A 21,834-nucleotide genomic window follows, 5' to 3' on the forward strand; every position below is an offset into this window, starting at 1 on the left:
CGAATTCCGCAGGCAAAGACCCATTGACGTCACGGTTTCCGTCGGATTCCATTCTGCGAAACCGGGAGCGGACACACGACGTACGACCTGATCCGCCGGAGGCGATAGCGCTCCCGGCCGTCACTTCTTGTCGCACGAGTCGATCGGAACCGCCGCATGACCGACACGCTCCGCCCCGCCGAGACCGCCGTCGCCCCGGCGGCCCCGGACAGCCCCCAGAAGCTCAAGCGCTCCATCGGGGTCGTCGGCGGCACACTCCTCACCCTCTCGTGCGTGACACCGGCCTCGACGCTGTTCGTGGTCGTCCCCGACCTGTTCGGCTCCCTGGGCACCGCCACCGCCCTCACCATCGCCATCGGCTCGCTGCTCTGCGTCGCCGTGGCGTTCTGCTACTCGGAACTGGGCACTCTCGTCCCCAGTGCCGGCGGCGAGTACGCGATGGTCTCCACGCTCGCCGGACGGCTGGCGGGCTGGCTGGTCTTCGTGCTGTCCCTGCTGGTGGTGATGATCGTGCCGCCGGTGATCGCGATGGGCACGGCCGACTACCTCGCCCCGATCGCCCACCTCGACCCGTCCTGGACCGGCGCCGCCGTCATGCTGCTCGCCACCCTCGCCGGCCTGCTGGACCTGCGCGCCAACGCCTGGATCACCGGCGTCTTCCTGGTCCTGGAGGTCATCGCGGCGGCCGTGGTGGCGGTGCTGGGCTTCGCCCACAGCGAGCGCGGCCTCGGCAGCCTGGCCTCCCTGGAGGTCGCCGGCGCCGACGGCCGCCCGGACGCCGTGACCGCCCTGCTGGTCGTCTCCGGCCTCGCCATCGCCCTGTTCATCACCCAGGGCTTCGCCTCGGCCGTCTACCTCTCCGAGGAACTGGAGAACCCGCGCCGCAACGTCGCCCGCACGGTGCTGGCCACCCTCGGCATCTCCGCCGTCGTCATCCTGGTCCCGGTCGTCGCCATCACCCTCGGCGCCTCCGACCTCGCCGAGCTGACCGGCGGCGACATCTCCGCCATGGTCACCGCCTGGTCCAACTCCGCCGTCGGCACCTTCGTCAGCCTCTGCGTGGCGCTCGCGATCGTCAACGCCGGCATCGTCATGGTCATCCAGAACTCGCGCGTCCTGTTCGCCTCCGCCCGGGACAAGGCCTGGCCCGCGCCGGTGAACGCCGTCTTCTCCCGGCTCGGCCGCTTCGGCTCCCCCTGGGTCGCCACCCTCGCGGTCGGCGTCCCCGGCGCGGCCCTGTGCTTCGTGAACCTGGACACCCTGTACGGGGTCACGGGCGTCTCCGTCACCGGCATGTACCTGCTCGTCGCCGTCGCCGCCCTGCTCTCCCGCCGCGGCGCCCACCGCCACGCCCGCGCCTGGCGCATGCCGCTGTGGCCCGCCGTACCGGCCCTCCTGATCGTGGTCCTCGCCTACGTCCTCACCCAGCAGGAGCCGGTACACCTCCTGTGGACCGGCGGCATCATGGCGGCCGCCACCCTCTACTGGGCCCTCTACCTCCGCCCCCGCCCCACCACCCGCTGGCTGGTGACCCTTCCGGAGGACGCCCGGTCCTGAGCCGCCGGCGTACCACGGACGCGGTACGCGACGGCCCTCCCGTACGCCCCCGGGAGGTCCCCGGGTTCGGTCTCCGGTCGACATCTGTCCGACAGGTTCGCCCCGTACCGTTGACGCATGGATCTTCGACTGCCCGGATCGCGGTGGCCGCGGTCACGACGGCCGCTGTCACGGCGGCCGCGACGGGTCATCGCCGCCGCGGCCGCCGTCGTCGTGCTCGCCGGTGCCGGTACGTGGAGCGCCGTCGCCTCCGACGACGCGCCCGCGGTCACCCGCGCCGACCGGGTCATGAGCGTGGGCGACGGGGTGCGCATCGACACCTCGTACTTCACCGCCGGGCCCGGCGGGCGCCGGCCCGCCGTGCTGCTCGGGCACGGCTTCGGCGGCAGCAAGGACGACGTGCGGGAGCAGGCCGAGGACCTCGCGCGCGACGGATACGCCGTGCTGACGTGGTCCGCGCGCGGCTTCGGCGGGTCCACCGGGAAGATCGGGCTGAACGACCCCGAGGGCGAGGTCGCCGACGTCTCCCGGCTGATCGACTGGCTGGCCGAGCGGCCCGAGGTCGAGCTCGACAAGGACGGTGATCCGCGGGTCGGTATGGCGGGTGGCTCGTACGGCGGTGCCATCGCCCTGCTCGGCGCCGGGTACGACGACCGGGTCGACGCCATCGCCCCGGCGATCACCTACTTCGACCTCGCCGACGCGCTCTTCCCGAACGGTGTCTTCAAGAAGCTGTGGGCGGGCGTCTTCGTCAACTCCGGTGGCGGCTGCGAGCGGTTCGAGCCCGCGCTGTGCGCGATGTACGAGCGGGTCGCCGAGTCCGGTGTCCCGGACGCCGAGGCGCGCGAGCTGCTCGAGGCGCGTTCGCCGGCCGCCGTCGCCGACCGCATCGACGTGCCCACGCTGCTCATGCAGGGGCAGACGGACTCGCTCTTCCCGCTCGGCCAGGCCGACGCCGCCGCCGAGGCGATCCGCGCCAACGGCGCCCCGGTCGACGTCGACTGGATCGCGGGCGGCCACGACGGCGGCAACCCGGAGACGGACCGCGTGCGGCAGCGCGTACGGACCTGGTTCGACCGGTACCTGAAGGACGACAAGGGCGTCGACACCGGCCCCGCCTTCCGCGTCACCCGCACCGGAGGCGTCGACTCCACCGACGGTGAGGCCGTGCTGAACGGCGCGAGCGCCGACACCTACCCGGGGCTGACGAACGGCGGCCGGTCCTTCCCCCTCACCGGACGCGAACAGAGCTTCGCCAACCCGGCCGGCGCCAACCCGCCCGCCATCTCCTCCCTGCCCGGCCTCGGCGGCTCCGGCGGGCTCGCCCAGCTCTCCTCGCTCGGCGTCGGTGTCTCCCTGGACTTCCCGGGCCAGTACGCCCGCTTCGAGTCCGCCCCGGTCGCCGACGACCTGCGGATCACCGGATCGCCGACCGTCACCGTCCACGTCGAGTCGACCGGCGACGACGCCGTCCTCTTCGGCAAGGTGTACGACGTCGGCCCGGACGGACGGCAGCAGGTGCTCCCCTCGCAGCTCGTCGCGCCCGTCCGCGTCGAGGACGCCAGGTCCGGCAAGGACGTGACGCTCACCCTCCCGGCCGTCGACCACGAGGTCCAGAAGGGCCACCGGCTGCGCCTCGTTCTCGCCTCCACCGACCTCGGCTACGCCTCCCCGGCCGCCCCGGCGACGTACACCGTCTCCCTGAAGAGCGACCTCACGGTGCCCACCGCCCCCGGCGTGACCACCGCCGCGGCCCCGCTGCCCGCGTGGGTGGTGTGGCTGCCGGTCGCCGGTGCCCTGATCGCCCTCGGGCTGCTGCTCACCGGCCGCCGCCGCACCACCGCCCCGGCACCCGACCCGGAACTCGCCGACGTCCCGCTCCAGATCACCGGCCTGAGCAAGCGGTACGCCCGCTCCTCGGACCGGTACGCCGTGCGGGACCTGTCCTTCCGGGTGGAGAAGGGGCAGGTGCTCGGCCTGCTCGGGCCGAACGGAGCCGGCAAGACGACCACCCTGCGCATGCTGATGGGACTCATCAGGCCCGACGGCGGCGAGATCCGCGTCTTCGGCCACGCCATCCGCCCCGGCGCCCCCGTGCTGTCCCGCGTCGGCGCCTTCGTCGAGGGCGCGGGCTTCCTGCCGCACCTGTCCGGGCGGGAGAACCTGGAGCTGTACTGGCGGGCCACCGGACGTCCGGCCGAGGACGCCCACCTGGAGGAGGCCCTGGAGATCGCCGGGCTCGGTGACGCGCTCGCCCGCGCGGTGCGCACCTACTCCCAGGGCATGCGCCAGCGCCTCGCCATCGCCCAGGCCATGCTCGGCCTGCCGGACCTGCTCATCCTCGACGAGCCGACCAACGGACTCGACCCGCCGCAGATCCGTGAGATGCGCGAGGTGATGATCCGGTACGCGGCCGCCGGACGCACGGTGATCGTCTCCAGCCATCTGCTGTCGGAGGTCGAGCAGTCCTGCACCCACCTCGTGGTGATGGACCGCGGGCAGCTCGTCCAGGCCGGTCCGGTGCGGGAGATCGTCGGCTCCGGCGACACCCTGCTGGTCGGAACGGAGGCGCCCGTGGACGAGCCGGTCGCCGAGAAGATCGCCGCGCTGCCGGGCGTCGCCTCGGCCGTCCGCACCGACGAGGGGCTGCTGGTCCGGCTCGACGCCGACGGCACCGCCCCGCGTCTGGTCGCCGAACTGGTCCGGCTGGAGGTGCCCGTGGCGTCGGTGGGCCCGCACCGCCGCCTCGAAGACGCCTTCCTCACCCTGATCGGAGGTTCCGCATGAGCACGCTCGCCGAGCCCACTGAACGGGTCGAGGTCGCCGCCGGCTACCGCGCGGGCCGCACCCTGCCCCTCCGGGTCGAGCTGGTCCGCCAGCTCAAGCGCCGCCGCACCCTCGTGATGGGCGCGATCCTCGCCGTCCTGCCGTTCGTGCTGGTGGTCGCCTTCGCGATCGGCGGCGAGCCCGACCGTCCCGGTGGCCGGGTGAACCTGATGGACACGGCCACCGCCTCCGGCGCCAACTTCGCCGCCGTGAACCTGTTCGTGTCCGCGGGCTTCCTGCTGGTCATCCCCGTCGCCCTGTTCTGCGGGGACACGGTCGCCTCGGAGGCCGGCTGGTCCTCCCTGCGCTATCTGCTCGCCGCGCCGGTGCCCCGGATGCGGCTGCTGTGGTCCAAGCTGATCGTCGGACTGGGGCTGAGCCTGGCCGCGATGGTGCTGCTGCCGGTGGTGGCGCTCGTCGTCGGCACGGCCGCCTACGGCTGGGGCCCGCTGCAGATCCCCACCGGCGGCGCGCTCGATCCCGGTACGGCGGCGCAGCGGCTCGTGGTGGTCGTGGCGTACCTGTTCGTGTCGCAGCTCGTCACCGCGGGGCTCGCGTTCTGGCTGTCCACCCGCACCGACGCCCCGCTGGGCGCGGTCGGCGGCGCGGTCGGCCTGACCATCGTCGGCAACGTCCTGGACGCCGTCACCGCCCTCGGCGACTGGCGTCACTTCCTGCCCGCGCACTGGCAGTTCGCCTGGGCGGACGCCGTCCAGCCGACCCCGGAGTGGTCCGGCATGATCCAGGGCGCGTCGGTGTCCGTGACGTACGCGCTGGTGCTGTTCGCGCTGGCGTTCCGCGGGTTCGTCCGCAAGGACGTGGTGTCCTGACGCCCCCGGACCGTGCTCCTGTCGCGCGGTCCAACCGGGTGAACCTGCGCAACCGATTCCGCCGATTCGGGTTGATGAAGGAGTAGGCCATGCGGCAGCGGAGGGCCAGAACGCGTGGCCGCTCCCATTTCTTCAAGCAGGAAGACAACCACATTGCGACAGACCCTGAGCAGGGGAGTGTTCGTGGCGGCCGCCGCCGCCACGGGCATTCTGTCCCTGTACGGAACCCCCGCCCTCGCCGACTCGTACGCGGTGGGCGGAGCCGAGGATTCTCCCGGTGTGCTGTCCGGGAACAACGTGCAGGCGCCGGTCCACGCGCCGGTGAACGCGTGCGGCAACGGCGTCAGCGTGATCGGGGCGTTCAACGAGGCGTCCGACAACACGTGCGTCAACGGCTCCCACAAATCCGAGGACGGCGCGCACGGTCACTCCGGTGACGGCGCGTACGGTCACTCCGGTGACGGCGCGCACGCGGTGGGCGGCACCAAGGGCTCGCCCGGACTGGCGTCCGGGAACAACGTGCAGGCGCCGGTCCACGCGCCGGTGAACGCGTGCGGCAACGGCGTCAGCGTGGTCGGGGCGTTCAACGAGGCGTCCGACAACACGTGCGTCAACGGCTCCTACGGCTCCCACGACGACGCGGAGAAGTCCGCGGACAGGTCGCACGGCGACTCCTCGACCGCCGGTTCCTCCTACGGCGACCACGGCGACTCCGGTGACGCGCACGCGGTGGGCGCTGCCAAGGGCTCGCCCGGTGTGCTGTCCGGGAACAACGTGCAGGTGCCCGTCCACCTGCCGGTGAACGCGTGCGACAACAACGTCGACGTGATCGGGCTGTTCAACGACGCCTACGGCACCACCTGCGTCAACGACGGCGGTTACGGCGGCTACGGCGAGGAGGACGAGCCCGAGAAGGAGACGCCGCCGCCCACCCACGTCAGGATGCCTCCCGCCCACGAGGTCGAGAAGCCCCCGGCCGAGGAGGCGGAAGTGCCCGGCAACCCGCCGCACCTGGCCGAGACCGGCAGCGACGGCCTGATCGCCGCCTCGGCGGCCGGCACCGCCCTGATCGTCGGCGGCGCGATGGTCTACCGTCGCGGCCGCCTCGCCTCCCGCCGCTGAGGCGCTGAGCCGCCGGCTGCCGGGCCCGCCCCACCCGGCAGCCGTGCCCGTACGACGACGCGTCCCCCGGACCGGTCCCGGTCCGGGGGACGCGTCGTCGTACGTGTTTGTCAGCCGCTCACCGGCGACGGAGCCCCGCTGCGGCTGCCGCCGCCCGGCACGGGAACCGTCCCGCGCACCGGCGTCGACCTCAGCCGCCGGCGCACCCCCTGGACCAGCGTCGGCGCCGTGAACGTCGCGCCGTGCACGAAGCGCATCGCCGGACCGAAACCGGACGCGGTCACCAGGCCCGCCAGGAACAGTCCCGGATGCGACGACTCGAAGCTGTGGCCGAGCACCGGGGAACCGTCCGGCAGCGCCGCCAGCGTCCCGCGCAGCTCGGCGGAGAGCAGGCCGAGCCGGTCACGGTGCGCCTTGAACCCGGTGGCGGCGATGACATGCTCGGTCTCCAGGGAGCGCCGGGCACCGTCACGGCCGGTCAGGTCCAGGCGCAGCCCGCCCGGCACCGCGGCGGCCGCCGTGACCTCCTGGCCCGGCAGCAGGTCCACCGCCCGCTCCACCCGGTCCCGCACCCACCACGCGCCCGCGGGACCCAGCGCCGTGGCCGCGATCCGCGACCGGGACGTCTGCGGCAGCCGCCGGAACAGGCCGGGGCGCTCGGAGTAGAACCAGTTCCGCCAGCCGGGGCCCAGCCCGCTGTGCGGTGAGCGGACCGACTGCCACCACGGACGCTCCCAGGCCGGCGGCACATCGTTCCACCGCAGCCGCTCCGCCCGCGCCAGCACCCGTACGCGCGTGCCCTGTTCGGCGAGGAGCGCCGCAGTCTCCAGGGCCGCCTGGCCGCCGCCGATCACCGTGACGTCCTTGCCCTGGAAGTGGCCCAGGTCGCTGTGGTGGCTGCTGTGCGTCACCAGCGTGGGGTGCAGCCCGCGCAGGGTCGGCGGCACCTCGATGAACGGCATCACCCCGACCGCCAGCGCCACCGTCCGCGCGTGCAGCGCCTGCCCGTCCTCGGTGACCGTCGTGAACCCGTCGGCGCCGGACGAGATCCGGGTGATCGTGCGCTCGTCCACCTCCGGCACGGCGTTGCGGGCGAACCACAGGCCGTACGACGCGAACGCCTCCACCGGGATCGGGTGTGCGTGACGTGCCGTCAGGCCCTGCTCGGCGCAGTACGCGTCCAGCCGCCAGCGCCCGCCCGGGTCGGACAGGTTGGACGCCCACGGCTCCGACTTCAGGAACATGCCGCCGGGCATGTGGTCCCGCCAGGACGCCATGGGCCGGCCGAACACGCGCAGGCTCAGTCCGGCGTCCGCGGCGTGGGACGCGATCGACAGACCGTACGGACCGGCGCCCACCACCAGAAGGTCGTACATCATCAGCTGCTCGCTTTCTCGTCGTCGGTCGGGGAGGTCGGGGAGGTCAGGGAGGGAGCGGCCACCCGGGGGACCGGGCGGTCCCCGGGGCGGGGCGCCGGTACGGAGGCCGCCGTGCCCAGCCGCTGCCGCAGCCGGCCGGACACATGACGGGCCCACAGGGCCCACATCGCCCATCCGGGGGCGCGGTCGTCCCTGGCGTACCAGGCCAGTTCGCGTCCGCCGGATGCCGACGCCGTACGCAGCGCGGCGAACGGCGCGTAGTTCTCCACCACGAACGACCGCCCGGCCACCGGATCCCCGTCCGGCAGCGGCCGTCCGGTCAGATCCAGGTGCAGGGCGCGTACGACGTCCAGTCCCGCGCTGTCCGCGAAGAGACGGAACTGGGCGCCGGGGCGCGGGTTGAAGTCGAGGAGGTGGTAGCGGCCGGTCGTGCCGCAGCGGCGGAAGTCGAGGTCGAAGACGCCGCGGTAGCCGAGTTCGCCGGTGATCCGTTCGGCCAGTGACCGGACCTCGGGGTTGGGGGTCCAGTGGCCCACCGCGGTCAGTCCCGCGCCACGCGGCCAGGACAACTGCTTGCGGCCCGGACCGCCGGCGCGCACGGTGCCCGTACGGTCGGCGTAGCCGTGGAAGAACCAGTCCCGGTCCTCGCCCGGCGGCAGATACGCCTGGAGCAGCAGCGGGCTGCCCGCCTCCGCGGTGCGCGCGTGCAGCTCCCGGGCCTGCCGCGCGGTGTGCACCAGTTGGGTGCTGCGCAGTCCGCCGCCGGCCGGCAGCAGCCAGGGGCGGCTCCACTTCGCGACCAGCGGCAGTCCGAGCCGGTGGGCGTCGTCGGCTGCCTGCCGCGGGCTGTCCGGGACGAGGGTGAGCGGGTGCGGAACGTCCGCGGCGGCGCACACGGCGGCCAGTTCCGCCTTGTCGGCGACGCGTTCGGGCAGCGTGGCCGGCATCTCGGGCAGCAGGTAGGAGGGCGCGAGGTCGTCCCGCAGCCGGCCCGCGGCGATCGCGGTGGCGTCGTCCAGCGGGATCAGTACGGCCGGGCGCCCCACCCGGCCGGCCACCCGGCGCAGTACGGCGAGGATCTGCCCCGCGGATGCCTCCGGCGGCGGCGGGGAATGCATGTGGTGGACATAACGCGAGCGGCGAACGGGACTTCCCGTGGAATCGGCGACGACATGCACCTCCACTCCCGCCCTGCCGAGCGACCGTACGGCCCCCAGTGTTCCGTGGTGAAAGGGATTCCGGTCGGTCCGCAGCAGTACGGCGGGGACACGGGTGTCGAGCAGCGACACGAATACTCACTTTCTTCTGGTACCGGCTCACCCGCACGGGCGAGACCGACACTCGAAAGCCGCAGTGATATTGGCACCGTCGTATGTCCTGTGCCTGAATTCATATGACTGTTCGTCAAGAGCGAGGACATCAGGCAGAAGGCGGACGCGAGTGAGGAAGAGGAGCAGCCAATGGCCCCACAGCACAGGCGGGTCCGGGCCCGCGGGATGGCCGTGGGCGCGGCGGCGGTCGTCGTGTCCGCCGCCCTGGCGGCCGGTCCCGCGGCGGGGGCGGTGCGGACCGACGACTTCCGTCCGGCGGTGCCGGCCCCGGACGGGCCCGTGGTCACCCCCACGGTCCCCGCGGTCCCCACGACCCCTGTTGTTCCCGTGACCCCTGCCGTCCCCGCGCCCCCGAAGGCCCTTGACGTTCCGGACACCCCGGTCGTCGGCTTTCCGTCGGTGCCCGTACCGGCCCCGCCGATGTCGCTCCGTGACATCCCGGCCTTCGGCGCCTTCCTCGCCTCCGACGCGCGCGGAGTGGCCCGCATGGGGCAGCTCAGCCACTGGCTGGGCGGTGCCGAGATGCGCGTCGGCCACACCTACCTGCCCGGCAACCACTGGAGCGACATCGAGGGGGACATCGGCTTCCTCGAGTCGTGGGCGCGCTGGCGCAACGCCGGGGACGACCGGATGCTCGTCCTCAACGTCCCCCTGCAGGAGCGCAACGAGGAGGGCGTCTCCGACCACGAGGTCCGGCAGTTGCTGCGGCGGGGCGCCGCCGGGGAGTTCGACCACCACTTCCGTGCCCTCGCCGAGCGGCTGGTCGAGCTGAAGGTGCCGGACACGGTCCTGGTGCTCGGCTGGGAGATGAACGGCGTCACCTACACCCACCGCTGCGGTCCCGACCCGGAATCCTGGAAGAAGTACTGGAACCGGATCGTGAAGACCATGCGCGCGGTACCGGGCCAGGAATTCCGGTTCGACTTCACACCGAGCCGCGGCCGGGACGCCGTTCCCTGGACCCAGTGCTACCCAGGGGACGACACGGTCGACATCATCGGCATGGATTCCTACGACCAGCCGGCCGGGCATTCCTTCGACGAACAGGTGAAGGAGCCGTACGGACTTCAGGCCCACGTGGATTTCGCGAAGGCCCACGGAAAACCGATCTCCTATCCCGAATGGGGGCTCTTCCGCAACGGCGACAATCCCGAGTACATGCGGCGCATGCTCGCGTGGATCGACCAGCACAAGCCGCTCTACAACACGCTCACCGACTACTGCCCGCACGGGGTGTGGCAGTGCGACGACAACCCGGACTCGTCCCGCGTCTACAAGTCCGTCCTCTTCGGCCGCACCCACGAGGAGGAGCCGGACACCACGCCGGAGACCCCGGCACCCACTCCCGCACCGACCACGCCCGAGACACCGCTGCCGCCGGAGAACTGCTCGCCGCTGGACCTGGGCCAGTGGGTGGAGTACTGGCTCGGCGGAAGGCTCTGCCTCCGCTTCGACTGGTGGTCGCGCACCCGGTAGGACCACCCCGGCCGCGTCACCGCTGCACATCGGCGGCGGTGGCCGGGCCGGGCACCGAGGCGGCGGGGGCGGGATCGTCGTCCCGGACGGACCGCCTCGGCCGGGCGAGCAGCACCAGGCCGCCCAGCAGGCCGCCCGCGCTCGCCCCCACCAGCGCGGTCACCTCCGACGTCGCGGACGACGGCTTGCCCGGCTTCACCGCGCGCGAGAACTGCACGAGCCGGACCTGGGTGCTGCCCTTGGTGTCCTCGGCGTGCCGGGTCAGCGCCCGCGAGACCGCGTTGGCCATGTCGACGGCCAGCTCGGGCTGTGCGGAGGTGGCCGTGACGGCGACCATCGGCGCGTCCGGCGAGGTCGCCGTACGGACGCTGTCCCGCAGCGTGCGCACCGGCACACCGGCCCACACCTGCGCGTCACCGAGCACCGCGAGCTGGGTGGCGACCCGGCCGTACGCCTGCGCGAAACCGCGGGCCGCGTCCGGGGTCGCCTTGTCGGTCGGTACGGCGACGACGTAACTGGTGGCCGTGTACGCCGGGGGCGTGAGCGCGCCGTACGCGCCGCCGGACAGACCGCCGAGAAGCGTGCCCGCCACCAGCGCGGACCAGGCCGGCAGCTTTCTGACACGGTCCAGGGACGGACGGAGCCGACGGGTCGGGGTGTCGGTCATGACGGGCTTGCTCCCTCGAAGGTACGGCGAAGTACGGCGGAGTGCGGAGGAGGCTTACGGTGCGGCGGCGGACGGCGACGGACCGGCGACGGCCGCCGTGTACACGTCCATGAGGCGGGCGGTGCTGCGGGTGATGCTGTAGTGGTGCGCGGCCCGGCCGGCCGTGCGCGGTCCGGGGCCCGCCGTACGGACCTCGGCGATCGCGCGGGCGTACGCCCCGGGACCGCCGCGCACCCGCCGGGCGCCGGCGCAGGTCCCGGGAGGCAGGTCCTCGATCGCCGGGCAGGAGGCGTAGAGCACGGGCAGGCCGGACGCCAGAGCCTCCACGGCCGCCAGGCCGAAGGCCTCCTCCGCGGACGGGGAGGCGAACAGGTCCATCGCCGAGGTCAGCGAGGGCAGGTCGGGGCCGGGGGAGCCGTCGGGTACGCCGGGACGCTCGCCGGTGAACAGGACCCGCCCCGCCACCCCGGCCTCACGGGCGGTGCGACGCAGCACGTGCTCCTCGGGGCCGCCGCCCACCAGCAGCAGCCAGTGGTCCTCCGGCAGCAGGGCCAGCGCCCGGACGAGGACGTCGAACCGCTTGCCCCGGGCGAGCCGGCCGACACCGCCGACGACGAACGCGCCCTGAGGCAGGCCGAGACGCCGCCGGGTGCGCTCCCGCCGCTGCGGGTCGAAGCGGAAACGGTCCAGGTCGATGCCGTTGGGGACGACCTCGATGCGGGGGGCGGGCACACCCCAGCGCTTCAGCCGGTCGGCCACCGTCGGGGAGACGGCGACCGTCGCCGAGCCGAGCCGCTCGCTCGCCAGGTACAGCGCGCGCACCCCGGCCGTCAGCCTGCGGCCCTCCATCTGGGTGTCGCCCAGGGAGTGTTCGGTCGCCACGACCGCGCGGACCCCGGCGACCCGCGCGGCGAGCCGGCCGTAGACACAGGCCCGGTACAGATGCGTGTGCACGAGGTCGTAGCCGCCGGCCCGGATCACCCGGACCAGACGCGGGAGCGCGGCCAGGTCGCGGTTGCCGCCCATGCCCAGGTGCACGACCCGTACGCCGTCGGCGCCGAGCCCCTCGGCGACCGCGCCGGGGTTGGTGAGCGTCACCACGTCGCAGTCGACCGGCAGATGACGCAGCAGCAGCCGCAACTGCTGTTCGGCACCGCCGACACCGAGCCCGGTGATGATGTGCAGCGCCCTCATCACAGGCCCTCCACCGGGCGCCGGCGCAGCCGGTGCAGCCGGAGCTTGAGGTGCAGGCGCCACGCCGTGTCGTTCTGCCCGACGTGCGCCCGCGGCAGGGCGTGCGGGCCGGTCAGCGGGCCGGGGTCGATGGCGCAGGCGTAGGTGTAGCCCGCTTTCCGTACGGCCTCGACGGCGCGCGCGTCGACCGTGCCGTACGGGTAGCAGAACCCGTCGGCCGGGGCGCCGGTCAGCTCCTCCAGCCGGGCCCGGCTCTCGGCGACCTCGGCGGTGAGCGTGGCGTCGTCCGCGCGGGTCAGGTCGACGTGGGTGAGGCCGTGCGAGCCGATCTCCACGCCCTCGGCGGCGGCGCGCCGGATGCCGTCCGCGGTCAGCAGCGGCTTGCGCGGGCCGAGCGGGTCCCAGGCGTTGTCGCCGCCGAGCCGTCCGGGCAGGACGAAGAGGGTGGCGCCGCAGCGGAAGCGGCGCAGCAGCGGCAGGGCGCCGGTGAGGAAGTCGGTGTAGCCGTCGTCGAAGGTGAGACCGACCAGGCCCCGGCCCTCGCCCCGGGCGCGGGCGGCGAGCAGCTCGGCGACGGACACGCCGCGCAGCCCGCGCCGGCGCAGCCAGGCCAGCTGCCGTTCGAGCCGCCCGGGGGTGACGGTGATGCGGTACGGATCGTCCGAGCAGTCGCCCACCGAGTGGTACATCGCCACCCAGGGGACGGGGCCCGGACGGGGCGCGGAGGGTCTGCCGGTGGCGACGGAATCAACGGAAGCGGCCATGTGTGAGCCTTCGTGTGACGGTGCGTACGGAGCGCAGTGCGGATGCGGATGCGGATACGGAGCGCCGGGCGACCGGGACGGACAGGGCGAGCGGCACGAAGACGGCGGCCACGGCCGGACAGCCGGCCGCGAGGGCGGCCACCGGGGACTCGAAGCGGCTCGCGGCGAACGCCCCGGCGGCGACGGCGAGGACCGAGGCGAGCACGGGCCGGCTCAGCCGGCCCAGCACCTCGCGGACGCCGATCGAGACGCCGGCCGGGTCGCCGGCCGTGTCACCGTGGCGGGCCGCGCGCAGGCCGGTCAGCAGCAGTACGGCCGTGACGGTGATGCCGAAGGCGTTGGCGGCGGCGATCCCCGCCACCCCCCAGCGGCCCACGGTCGCGGCGCCGATCAGGGACGTGACGACGATGCCGGCCGCCATCACGCCGAGGGGGTACCAGCTGGGGCGGCCCGCGGAGAAGTAGCAGCGGACGAGGGCGCCCACGAGGGTCTGGCCGAGCAGACCGAGGGCGTACACGCGCATGACGTTCGCCGTCGCGGCGGTGTCGGCCGCGGTGAACGCGCCCCGCTGGAAGAGCAGTTCGATCATCTGCGGGGCGCAGGCGATCACCGCGCACATGCCCGCCAGCACCACACAGGACGCCAGCACCAGGTCCCGTTCCACCCGGGCGCGGGCCCGGCGGGTGTCGCCGTCGGCGAGCGCCCGCGCCACCACGGGGAAGGTGACGGTGCACACCATCAGCGACAGCGTCATCGGGATCTGGGCGACCTTCTGCGCGTAGTTGAGGTGCGAGATGGACCCGGCGGGCAGGGAGGACGCCAGGAACCGTTCGACGAGGACCTGCGACTGGCGGCACAGCGCGAACAGCAGCACGGCGGCGATCAGGGCGAGGCGCACCGGCCGCTCCTCGGCCGCGGCTCCCGTGGCGGCGGGCGCGGGCGTACGCGACGCCAGTTGCCGCCACAGCGACGGCAGTTGCACCGCCACCATCAGACAGCCGCCCACCGCGACCCCGACGGCCGCCGCACGCACCCCCCACTCCCCGCCCAGCAGGAACATCGTCGCCACGATGCCGGTGTTGTAGGCGACGTAGATCGCCGCCGGCGCGAAGAAACGGCGGTGCGCCCGCAGGGCGGCGCTGCAGTACCCGGCGAGCCCGAAGGCCAGCAGGCTGAGCGCGGTGAGCCGGGTGCAGTCGACGGCGAGGCGGGGATCGGGCAGACCCGGCGCCAGGGCGTGGACCAGGTACGGGGCCCCGGCGGCGACCAGCACCGTCACCGCGGCGAAGGCCAGGCACAGCCGGGGCAGGGTGGCCCTGACCAGTTCGCGCACCGGGTCGCCGGGCACGCCCCGGGCCCGGCGCGCCAGCGCCATGCTGAACGCCGGGATCAGCGCGATCGCCAGCCCGTCCTCGATCAGCAGCGTCGCGGCGATCTCCGGCACGGTCCATGCGACCAGGAAGGCGTCCGTGTCGCTCCCGGCCCCGAACAACCGCGCCAGCGACTGGTCCCGCACCAGCCCGAGCAACGACCCGGCGATGGACAGCACCGCCGTCCCCAGCGCGGCCCGCGCGAGAAACCTCCGCGACACCCCGCCCGACTCACCCCCGTCACCGGCCGCACCCTCGAACCCGCCGCCCGGTGCTTCACTCAGCTCGACCGCGTCGGACCCGGGACCGCCGGTGGTGGGCCCGCCGGACGCGGATACACCGGGCCCGGATCCACCGGGCGTGGAGCTGCCGGCCGTGGGGCAGGTGAGTCCGGGGTCCGTGTGGCGGCCGGGGGCGGGACCGCCGGTCCGGGGCCGGTCGGGCGTGGGGTCGTCGGTCGTCGTGCGTGTGTCGGCCGCGGGGCCGGTGAGTCCGGGGTCCGTGGGCCGGTCAGGGGCGGGGCCGCCGGTGCGGGAGCCGTTCGGCTCGGGGGTGCCGGTCTTGAGGCCGCCGGGTTCGGGGCCGGTGGTGTCGGAGCCGGGAGTCTGGGACGGCAGCACTGTCATCGTGTCGCGGCCTCCTCGACCCGCTCGGATGCCTCATCGCGCCGGGCGGTGTGCGGCCGGTCGTCGCGGGACAGCGCCCACCACGCCGTCAGGCCCAGGGCCACGCCGGTCAGGACGGTCGAGGGGCCGCCGATGTCGCCGTAGACGAAGTCGGTGAGCAGCCAGAGCAGCAGGCCGACGGCGACGAGCGCGCAGTCGAGGCCGGGGCCCCGGCGGGCCCGCAGCAGGCGCCGCAGCGCGCACACCAGCAGCGCGAGCCAGCCCCCGGCGAGCGTCAGCAGCCCGATCAGGCCCTGCTCGCTCAGCACCAGCAGATACATGCTGTGCGGCGACAGCAGCGCCTGCTTGTGGTACTCCTCGCCCGCGCCCTCGATGTCGCTGCCCGAGGACAGCGCCAGGGTGGCGTGCCCGTCGCGGTACTCGGGGAAGCCCTTCAGCCCCACCCCGGTCAGCGGGTGTTCGCGCCACATGCCGGTCGCCGCCGCCCACAGGGTGTACCGGTCGACGACGGACTGGTCGGGCGTGTCGGTGACCTCCGTGATGCTGTCGATCCGCTCCTGCAGCATCGCCGTACCGACCCCGAACCCGCCCGTCAGCACGACGCCCGCGGCGACCACGGCCGCCGCCACCTTCAGCGCGCGCCGCAGCCCCGCCAGCGCCAGCTGCACCGTGCACGCCAGCGCGGTCGCGATCCACGCGCCCCGGCTGAAGGACAGCGCCAGCGGCAGCACCAGCAGCAGGGCGCACCCGGCGGCGGCCGCCCGCTGCCGCACCGGGGCCCGCCCCAGCGCGATCCCCGCCGCGCACACCACGCCCAGCGACACCGCCGTCGCCATGCCCATCACGTCCGTGGCTCCGAAGGTGCCGACCGCCCGGACGGTCTCGCCCTGGTACGAGGCACCGGTACCGGTGACGTACTGGTGCACCCCGACGGCCCCCTGCCACAGGGCGAGCCCCACGAACGACCAGGCCAGCACCCGGAAGTCGGCGCGGCCACGGAGCAGCACCAGCACGGCGGCCGGGACGAGCACGAAGATCTGCAGATAGCGGGACAGGCCGTCGAGCGCATCCTGGGGCGAGGCCGCCCCCATGGCGGCGAGCGCCAGCCCCACGACCGGCAGCCCCAGCACCACCGCCGCGACAGGCGACAGCGGGCGCCGCCGTTCCCGCAGCAGCCGGATCACGCAGTACCCGACCACCAGCGCGGACACCACGTCGGCGGGCCCCGCGCCGTCCCCCGTTGGCGGCAGGCCCGCCAGGACGACCACCGCCACCAGCGGCAGGGCCGGCACCAGAGCGGCGGCGGCCCGGCGCGGCAGCGGCGGCGGGACGAGGGCGTGACTCACGTGGCGTCAGCTCCCCGTCGGGCGGACCAGCGTGGCCGCGGTGCGCAGCAGGATGCAGACGTCCCGCCACAGCGACCAGTCGTCGATGTAGGCGTTGTCGAACCGGCACCGGTCCTCGATCGAGGTGTCGCCGCGCAGCCCGTGGATCTGCGCGAGCCCGGTGATGCCGGTACGCATCCGGTGCCGGGCCGCGTAACCGGGATACGTCTGACTGAACTGCGCGACGAAGTACGGCCGTTCGGGCCGCGGCCCGACCAGGCTCATGTCGCCGCGGAGCACGTTCCACAGCTGGAGCAGCTCGTCCAGCGAGGTGCGCCGCAGCATGCGGCAGAACCAGCGCATCTCGTGCTCGCCCGCCACGCTCCACCGGGTCGCCGACTCGTGCTCGTCGACCGGGCGGTGGGTGCGGAACTTCAGCAGCGTGAACGGCTCCCCGTCCCGGCCGATGCGCTCCTGCCGGAACACCACTCCCGGCCCGTCACAGAGCCGCAGCGTCACCGCGCACACCAGCAGCAGCGGGCCGGCCAGCAGCAACAGCGTCCCCGAGACCAGGATGTCGAGCAGCCGCTTGCCGAGGCCGCCGCCGCGCGCCGGGGCGCAGTCCAGCCGCCGGCAGGGGAATCCGGCCAGCCGCTCCCGCGCCGGGTACGGCGCCGGGCCGGCGTCGACCTCCCAGACCGCGCAGCCCGACGCGGCCAGCGCCCGCAGCAGCGGCCCCTGTTCGTCCCGTACCGAGGGGTGGACGGCGAGCACCGCCCGCACCCCGTTCTGGATGACCGCCCGCTCGACCTCCTCCTCCGTGCGCAGCACCGGCACGCCCTCGGCGCCGTCCTGCTGTCCGGCGACGATCCCCACCGGCCGCACCCCGCAGCGCGGATGGCGCAGCACGGCGGCGGCCACCCGCTGCGCGGTCGCGGCCGGTCCGACGACGAGCGCGGCGTGCGGGCGGCGCAGCAGCGCGGCCCGCCGCCGCCCGTGCACGGCCGCGCGCAGCGCACAGGCCGTCGCCGCCTGCACGGCGAGGCCCGTCAGCACGGTGCCGGCGGACAGCGCCTGCTCCGGCCGGTACGCGGCCCACAGTGCCGCGCCGGCCGGCCAGGCCACCGCGACACGGCCGCACACGGAGGGCAGTTCCTCCAGCAGCTCCGGCACCGGCGGCCGGGTGGCGCGCGGGCGCAGCAGCAGCGACACCGCGATCAGCAGGGCGACGAGCAGCGGATGGCGCTGGGCCCCGGGCAGCACCAGCGCGGCGGGCAGGACGGCGGCACCGTCCGCGACGAGCAGCGGCAGCGGTGAGGCTGTCCGGGGCGGCGCGGCGGGCAGCCGGGGGCCGGCGTCGGTGCCGCGCGGCGGCATGACGGAGACGGGCGAGAAGAATCCGTGGTCCCGCGGCGGTACGCCGGGGGAGGCCACGGTGCGTTCGACGGTCACGAGTGGATGGACTCCCTGTGCTCAAAGGGCTCGACGCGCGATGACGTCCGGTCGGCCTCGGCGCCCTGAGCCGTCCGGCACGGGCGTGTCCTCGTCGCGGCGGGCCGGGTGCCGAGCAGGTCGTGGTAGACGTCGGCGACCGCCCGCGCGGTGTGCCGCACGTCGTGGAGGGACAGCACGTGCCGGCGGCCCCGGTCGCCGAGGGCTGCGCGCAGCGCCGGGTCGAGCAGCAGCTCGCCGACCGCCCCCGCCAGGGCCCGGGGGTCCTCCGGCGGTACCACGCACGGGGCGGCGAAGGACGGCGGCAGGCTCTCGCGGGCGCCGTCGACGTCCGTGACGACCACGGGCCGCCCGCAGGCCATCGCCTCCAGCGGGGCGAGCGCCATGCCCTCCCAGCGGGACGGCAGGACGACGAGGTCGGCGGCCTGGTACCAGGGGGAGGCGTCCGCGACGGCCCCCGCGAACAGCACGGACTCGGGCGCGGCCGCGCGCAGCCGGTCACGGTCCGGGCCGTCGCCGACCAGGACGAGACGGGCGTCGGGCACCCGGCGCAGCACGGCGTCCCAGGCCCGCAGCAGGACGTCCTGCCCCTTCTGCCGGCACAGCCGGCCCACACACACGGCGAGCGGCGCCTGCGCGTCCAGCCCGGCCAGCGGCGCGAGTCCGGTCCGTACGGGTCCTGCGGGCGCCGGGCGGAAACGGTCGGGGTCGATGCCGTTGGGCACGACGGTCCAGCGGCCGGTGATCCCGGCGTGCACGCCGGTGGCGCGTTCCGCCTCGCTCACGCACACCACCCGCGCGGCCCAGCGTGCCGCCCACCGCTCCCAGCGCAGCGCGAGGGCCGCCGTGCTGCCGCCCACCGCCTCGAACGACCAGGCGTGCGGCTGGAACACCGTGGGGATGCGCCCGCGCACCGCGAGCCGTCCGGCGAGCCCGGCCTTCGCGCTGTGCGCGTGCACCAGATCGGGGCGCACCTCGTCGATCAGCCGGGCAAGCTGCCGTACCTCCCGCGCCAGCGAGACGCCCGGCGAACGCGTCGCCCCCCAGTGCCGTACGTGCGCGCCGAGCGACCGCAGCCGGCCGGTGAGCGCGCTGTCGGGGCAGACCGCGGTGACGTCCAGGCCGTCCGCGAGCTGGGCCCGGACCAGGTCCGTCACGACACGCGCCACTCCGCCGTCCACCGGCTGGGTGAGGTGCAGGATCCGTGGCCGGCGGCCGTCGGACGACGGGTCCGCGGGCACGGTTCCCTCGCTCCCGAAGGCGCCAGGCGCGGACGCGTTCACCGCCGGGCGTCGACGGCGGCGAAGAGCACGCCCGCCCATGCCGCGTCCCGCTCGGACGTGAGCCGGAAGGCCGCCCGGTCACCGGCGCGCGGCAGGCCTCCTTCGAGGTCGAACACGTCGGAGTCGTAGCCGAGGGTGTTGGCGTACGCCGGTACCCGCGCGGGGGGCGCGTCGCCGGGGTCGGCGATGGTGGAGTTCAGGACGTCGTCGAAGGGGTTGGCCCGGTCGGTGAACGCGGTGGGGGTGGGGCCTGCGGTGAGGACGAGCGAGTCGCCGGCGGTGCCGCGGTCGCCGTTGTACGCCACCAGCCCCGCCCGGCCCCCGGCGCCCGCCGGGAACGGCAGGTCGCGCAGCGGCATCTCGACCCCCGCGCGGCCGCCCAGCGGGGCGAAGCCGTCCCAGAGCGCGAGGTGCCGCAGCGGCTCCGCCGGGTTCTCGTACGCCACCACCAGCGTCCAGCCGCCCCAGGTCCCGGCCGCCGACCTGCCCATGGCCACATTGACCTGGGCCACCGTGTACAGACCCGGCGCGCTGTCCCGCACCAGCGCCGTCACGTCCGCCGAGGCCTGGAAGGCGTCCGCGCCGTCCGCCACCCGGTGCCCCACCACCGTGTCGGCGAGCAGCTCCTTGTACTCCCCGCCGGGCTCGGCGATCAGCACCCGCCCGTTGTCCTGCCACGGCTTCTGCTCGCCGGCCAGCAGGTTGCCGCCCCAGTACAGGCGGGCGTACGTCACCCGGGAGCCGGCCGGCAGCCGGACCTCCGCGCGGGAGGAGTTGTACGTGTTCGGGTCGTTGTCGACGTCGATGTAGAACATGTCGAAGTCGCCGTTCACCCCCTGCGCGCCGGCCTGCACGTCCCGGCAGGAGGACGCCTGGGCGCGGCAGGTGGCGGAGGCGTTGGCGGCCCGCACGATGCCGCCGTGCTGGACCGCGCGGTACCGCTGGGAGAAGGCGAGGCCGTCGGCCTCCGGGGAGGGCGCGACCGGCGCGGCGGCCGCGGAGCCGCAGGGGACCCACATCGCCGCGAGGGAGAAGACGCCCACCGCCGCGTGGCGAAGCATCTGACCCAGGGATTGACGCATGACCGTCGGAGCCTTTCGGAACGGGGTGGCGGTGGCAGGCAGCGGGGACGAGTGCGATGCGGCCGCCCATGAGGGTGCTTCGGAGGTTCGCAACTCTAGTCACCAAACGGACAAATTCACCGAAATTCGGTGAAAGGTGGCAAGTGTGTTGGAATCGTGAAGCCTGTTCAGGGGAAGGAGAAGGGGTTGGCCGGTCCGGTCCGCCGCCTCCCCGGGACCCGCCGGGCGGAACGCGCGACGGGTGCGGGGCGGATGCGGGGCGGGTGACCGAATGGCGCACCCCCGGTTGCGGGAGCCTTCGGGCGCTCCCACGGTGGGCTTCAAGATCCGAAGCCTGCGAAAGGAACCTCCATGCGCGCTCTGCCTGCCCGGCGCATCGCACTCGGCGCACTGTGCGCCGCCCTCCTCGCCGGACTCGCCGGCCCGGCCGCCATGGCGGCCGACACGGCCGCCGAGCACGACCGCGCGGCGTCCTCCGCCGCACTGCTCGCGCAGGTCAGGACCGTCGACGGGGACGAGAACGCACTCACCCCGGTCGTCGACCTGCTGAAGGCCGTGCTCGAGAAGGACGACGGCCAGGTGTCCTCCGGTGAGGCCAGGAAGCTGGGCGCCGCGGTGAAGGACGCCCTGGCGAAGGCGGCCGACGAGGACCCGGTGGACACGACCGAGGCGACCACCACTGAGACCACCACTGAAGTCGCTACGACCGAGCCGTCGCCGTCGGTCACGACGACGGACGACGTACAGCTGACCGTCTCCGGGGACGACTTCACGAGCGAGGAGCTGACCGGCCTGCGGGAGGCCCTCGACAGCCTCCTCGAACTGCTCCGGCCCGACACCGACGCGGACGGGAGCACCACTCAGGAACCCACGCTGGGCAGCGAGTTGGCGGCCTGGGTGCACGACCTCGTCGACGCCCTGTTCGGCACCGGACCCCAGGCGTCGACCCTGCCCGCGCCGGCCGCCCCCGCGCAGACGCCGTTGCTCCCGGGCGTCACGTTCCCCGCGCTCACATCGCTGCTGCTGCCGCCCGCGGCATCCTCGTAAAACCCCGCCGTCCTCGAAAAACTCTCATATGAGGACTTGCCAATCTCTCGCTTTACGGTTTCCGCTCCGGCCGGGGATCGTTAGGCACGGCGACAGAATTCCCCTCCGGCGACCGACCCCCGCGTTGCCGAAGAAAGGAACACGATGAAGTCCCTGAAGGCTGCCGCCGTCCTTGCCGGAACCCTGATCGCCGCCGGTGCCGCCGCGCCCGCGTACGCGGTGTCCCTCGATCTGGCGCAGACCGGAGTCGACACCGGCCTGCACACCGCGGTCCCCTTCGAGCTGATGCCGGCGCACGAGTCGGAGGCGCTCGTCGACACCGACGACGAATCGCTGCTCGGCACGACGAAGGAAGCGGCGGCCACGGTGAACGAGGCCAAGCCGGTCCACGGCGACCTCGGGCTGCACGCCTGAAAAGCACCCCCTGCGAAATCCGGCCCCCAGTTTCCACTGGGGGCCGGATTCCGTTTGCCGCTACGGAAAATCGTATGGACGAGGGAGTT

General features: G+C 74.2%; 17 protein-coding genes. 7 read left to right on the forward strand and 10 right to left on the reverse strand.

Features of this window, described 5'->3' with window-relative positions; all coding sequences use genetic code 11:
* Nucleotides 1-156 precede the first annotated feature (156 nt).
* From AMK33_RS06715 to AMK33_RS44875, 4 genes are all read left to right on the forward strand, one after another.
* Nucleotides 157-1,557 carry an APC family permease gene (locus tag AMK33_RS06715; protein WP_073931803.1) on the forward strand — a complete coding sequence of 467 codons (1,401 nt, stop codon included), beginning with the start codon at nt 157-159 and terminating at the stop codon, nt 1,555-1,557.
* Nucleotides 1,558-1,674: 117 nt separating this feature from the next.
* On the forward strand, nt 1,675-4,344 hold the full coding sequence (locus tag AMK33_RS06720; RefSeq protein ID WP_073931804.1) for an alpha/beta fold hydrolase: 2,670 nt from the start codon (nt 1,675-1,677) through the stop codon (nt 4,342-4,344).
* Complete coding sequence (locus tag AMK33_RS06725) at nt 4,341-5,213, forward strand: ABC transporter permease (protein ID WP_073931805.1); 873 nt, start codon at nt 4,341-4,343, stop codon at nt 5,211-5,213. The genes AMK33_RS06720 and AMK33_RS06725 overlap by 4 nt, the downstream gene beginning before the upstream one ends.
* Before the next feature lie 153 nt (nt 5,214-5,366).
* On the forward strand, nt 5,367-6,335 hold the full coding sequence (locus tag AMK33_RS44875) for a chaplin (protein WP_073931806.1): 969 nt from the start codon (nt 5,367-5,369) through the stop codon (nt 6,333-6,335).
* Nucleotides 6,336-6,445: 110 nt separating this feature from the next.
* Here AMK33_RS44875 and AMK33_RS06735 read toward each other — a convergent pair whose 3' ends face one another.
* Together AMK33_RS06735 and AMK33_RS06740 are read right to left on the reverse strand one after the other, a co-directional pair.
* Nucleotides 6,446-7,711, reverse strand: a complete 1,266-nt coding sequence (locus tag AMK33_RS06735; protein WP_073932067.1) for an NAD(P)-binding domain-containing protein — start codon at nt 7,709-7,711, stop codon at nt 6,446-6,448.
* Nucleotides 7,712-7,713: 2 nt separating this feature from the next.
* Nucleotides 7,714-9,003, reverse strand: a complete 1,290-nt coding sequence (locus AMK33_RS06740) for a carboxylate--amine ligase (RefSeq protein ID WP_073931807.1) — start codon at nt 9,001-9,003, stop codon at nt 7,714-7,716.
* A 171-nt stretch (nt 9,004-9,174) separates the two neighbouring features.
* On the opposite strand from AMK33_RS06740, the gene AMK33_RS06745 reads away from it, so the two are divergent.
* Nucleotides 9,175-10,521 carry a glycoside hydrolase family 26 protein gene (locus AMK33_RS06745; protein ID WP_073931808.1) on the forward strand — a complete coding sequence of 449 codons (1,347 nt, stop codon included), beginning with the start codon at nt 9,175-9,177 and terminating at the stop codon, nt 10,519-10,521.
* Between the two features lie 16 nt (nt 10,522-10,537).
* On the opposite strand, the gene AMK33_RS06750 is transcribed toward AMK33_RS06745, so the two are convergent.
* Genes AMK33_RS06750 through AMK33_RS06785 form a run of 8 tightly spaced genes read right to left on the reverse strand, consistent with a single transcriptional unit; the run spans nt 10,538 to nt 20,284 of the window.
* Complete coding sequence (locus AMK33_RS06750) at nt 10,538-11,188, reverse strand: lipopolysaccharide biosynthesis protein (RefSeq protein ID WP_073931809.1); 651 nt, start codon at nt 11,186-11,188, stop codon at nt 10,538-10,540.
* Between the two features lie 54 nt (nt 11,189-11,242).
* Nucleotides 11,243-12,382: a glycosyltransferase gene (locus AMK33_RS06755; protein WP_073931810.1), complete on the reverse strand. Its 1,140-nt coding sequence runs from the start codon at nt 12,380-12,382 to the stop codon at nt 11,243-11,245.
* Entirely contained in the window at nt 12,382-13,146 is a 765-nt protein-coding gene (locus AMK33_RS06760) for a polysaccharide deacetylase family protein (protein WP_073931811.1), read from the reverse strand. Before AMK33_RS06760 ends, AMK33_RS06755 begins: the two co-directional genes overlap by 1 nt.
* The gene (murJ, locus tag AMK33_RS06765; RefSeq protein ID WP_235617998.1) at nt 13,130-15,142 is read right to left on the reverse strand and encodes a murein biosynthesis integral membrane protein MurJ; all 2,013 of its coding nucleotides are present in this window, start codon (nt 15,140-15,142) and stop codon (nt 13,130-13,132) included. The genes AMK33_RS06760 and murJ overlap by 17 nt, the downstream gene beginning before the upstream one ends.
* Nucleotides 15,139-16,488, reverse strand: coding sequence for an O-antigen ligase family protein (locus AMK33_RS06770; RefSeq protein WP_073931812.1), 1,350 nt, complete (start codon nt 16,486-16,488; stop codon nt 15,139-15,141). The genes murJ and AMK33_RS06770 overlap by 4 nt, the downstream gene beginning before the upstream one ends.
* 6 nt (nt 16,489-16,494) lie before the next feature.
* The gene (locus AMK33_RS06775) at nt 16,495-17,919 is read right to left on the reverse strand and encodes an exopolysaccharide biosynthesis polyprenyl glycosylphosphotransferase (protein ID WP_073931813.1); all 1,425 of its coding nucleotides are present in this window, start codon (nt 17,917-17,919) and stop codon (nt 16,495-16,497) included.
* A complete protein-coding gene (locus AMK33_RS06780) occupies nt 17,916-19,160 on the reverse strand; it encodes a glycosyltransferase (protein WP_235617999.1) in 1,245 nt (414 codons plus the stop codon). Before AMK33_RS06780 ends, AMK33_RS06775 begins: the two co-directional genes overlap by 4 nt.
* Nucleotides 19,161-19,198: 38 nt before the next feature.
* Nucleotides 19,199-20,284 carry a DUF3344 domain-containing protein gene (locus AMK33_RS06785; protein ID WP_073931815.1) on the reverse strand — a complete coding sequence of 362 codons (1,086 nt, stop codon included), beginning with the start codon at nt 20,282-20,284 and terminating at the stop codon, nt 19,199-19,201.
* Between the two features lie 351 nt (nt 20,285-20,635).
* Between AMK33_RS06785 and AMK33_RS06790 the strand changes: the two genes are divergently transcribed.
* A complete protein-coding gene (locus tag AMK33_RS06790) occupies nt 20,636-21,331 on the forward strand; it encodes a hypothetical protein (protein ID WP_073931816.1) in 696 nt (231 codons plus the stop codon).
* A 144-nt stretch (nt 21,332-21,475) separates the two neighbouring features.
* Nucleotides 21,476-21,745 carry a hypothetical protein gene (locus AMK33_RS06795; RefSeq protein ID WP_073931817.1) on the forward strand — a complete coding sequence of 90 codons (270 nt, stop codon included), beginning with the start codon at nt 21,476-21,478 and terminating at the stop codon, nt 21,743-21,745.
* Nucleotides 21,746-21,834 lie beyond the last annotated feature (89 nt).

It is taken from the genome of Streptomyces sp. CB02400, assembly GCF_001905725.1.
GTDB lineage: Bacteria > Actinomycetota > Actinomycetes > Streptomycetales > Streptomycetaceae > Streptomyces > Streptomyces atrovirens.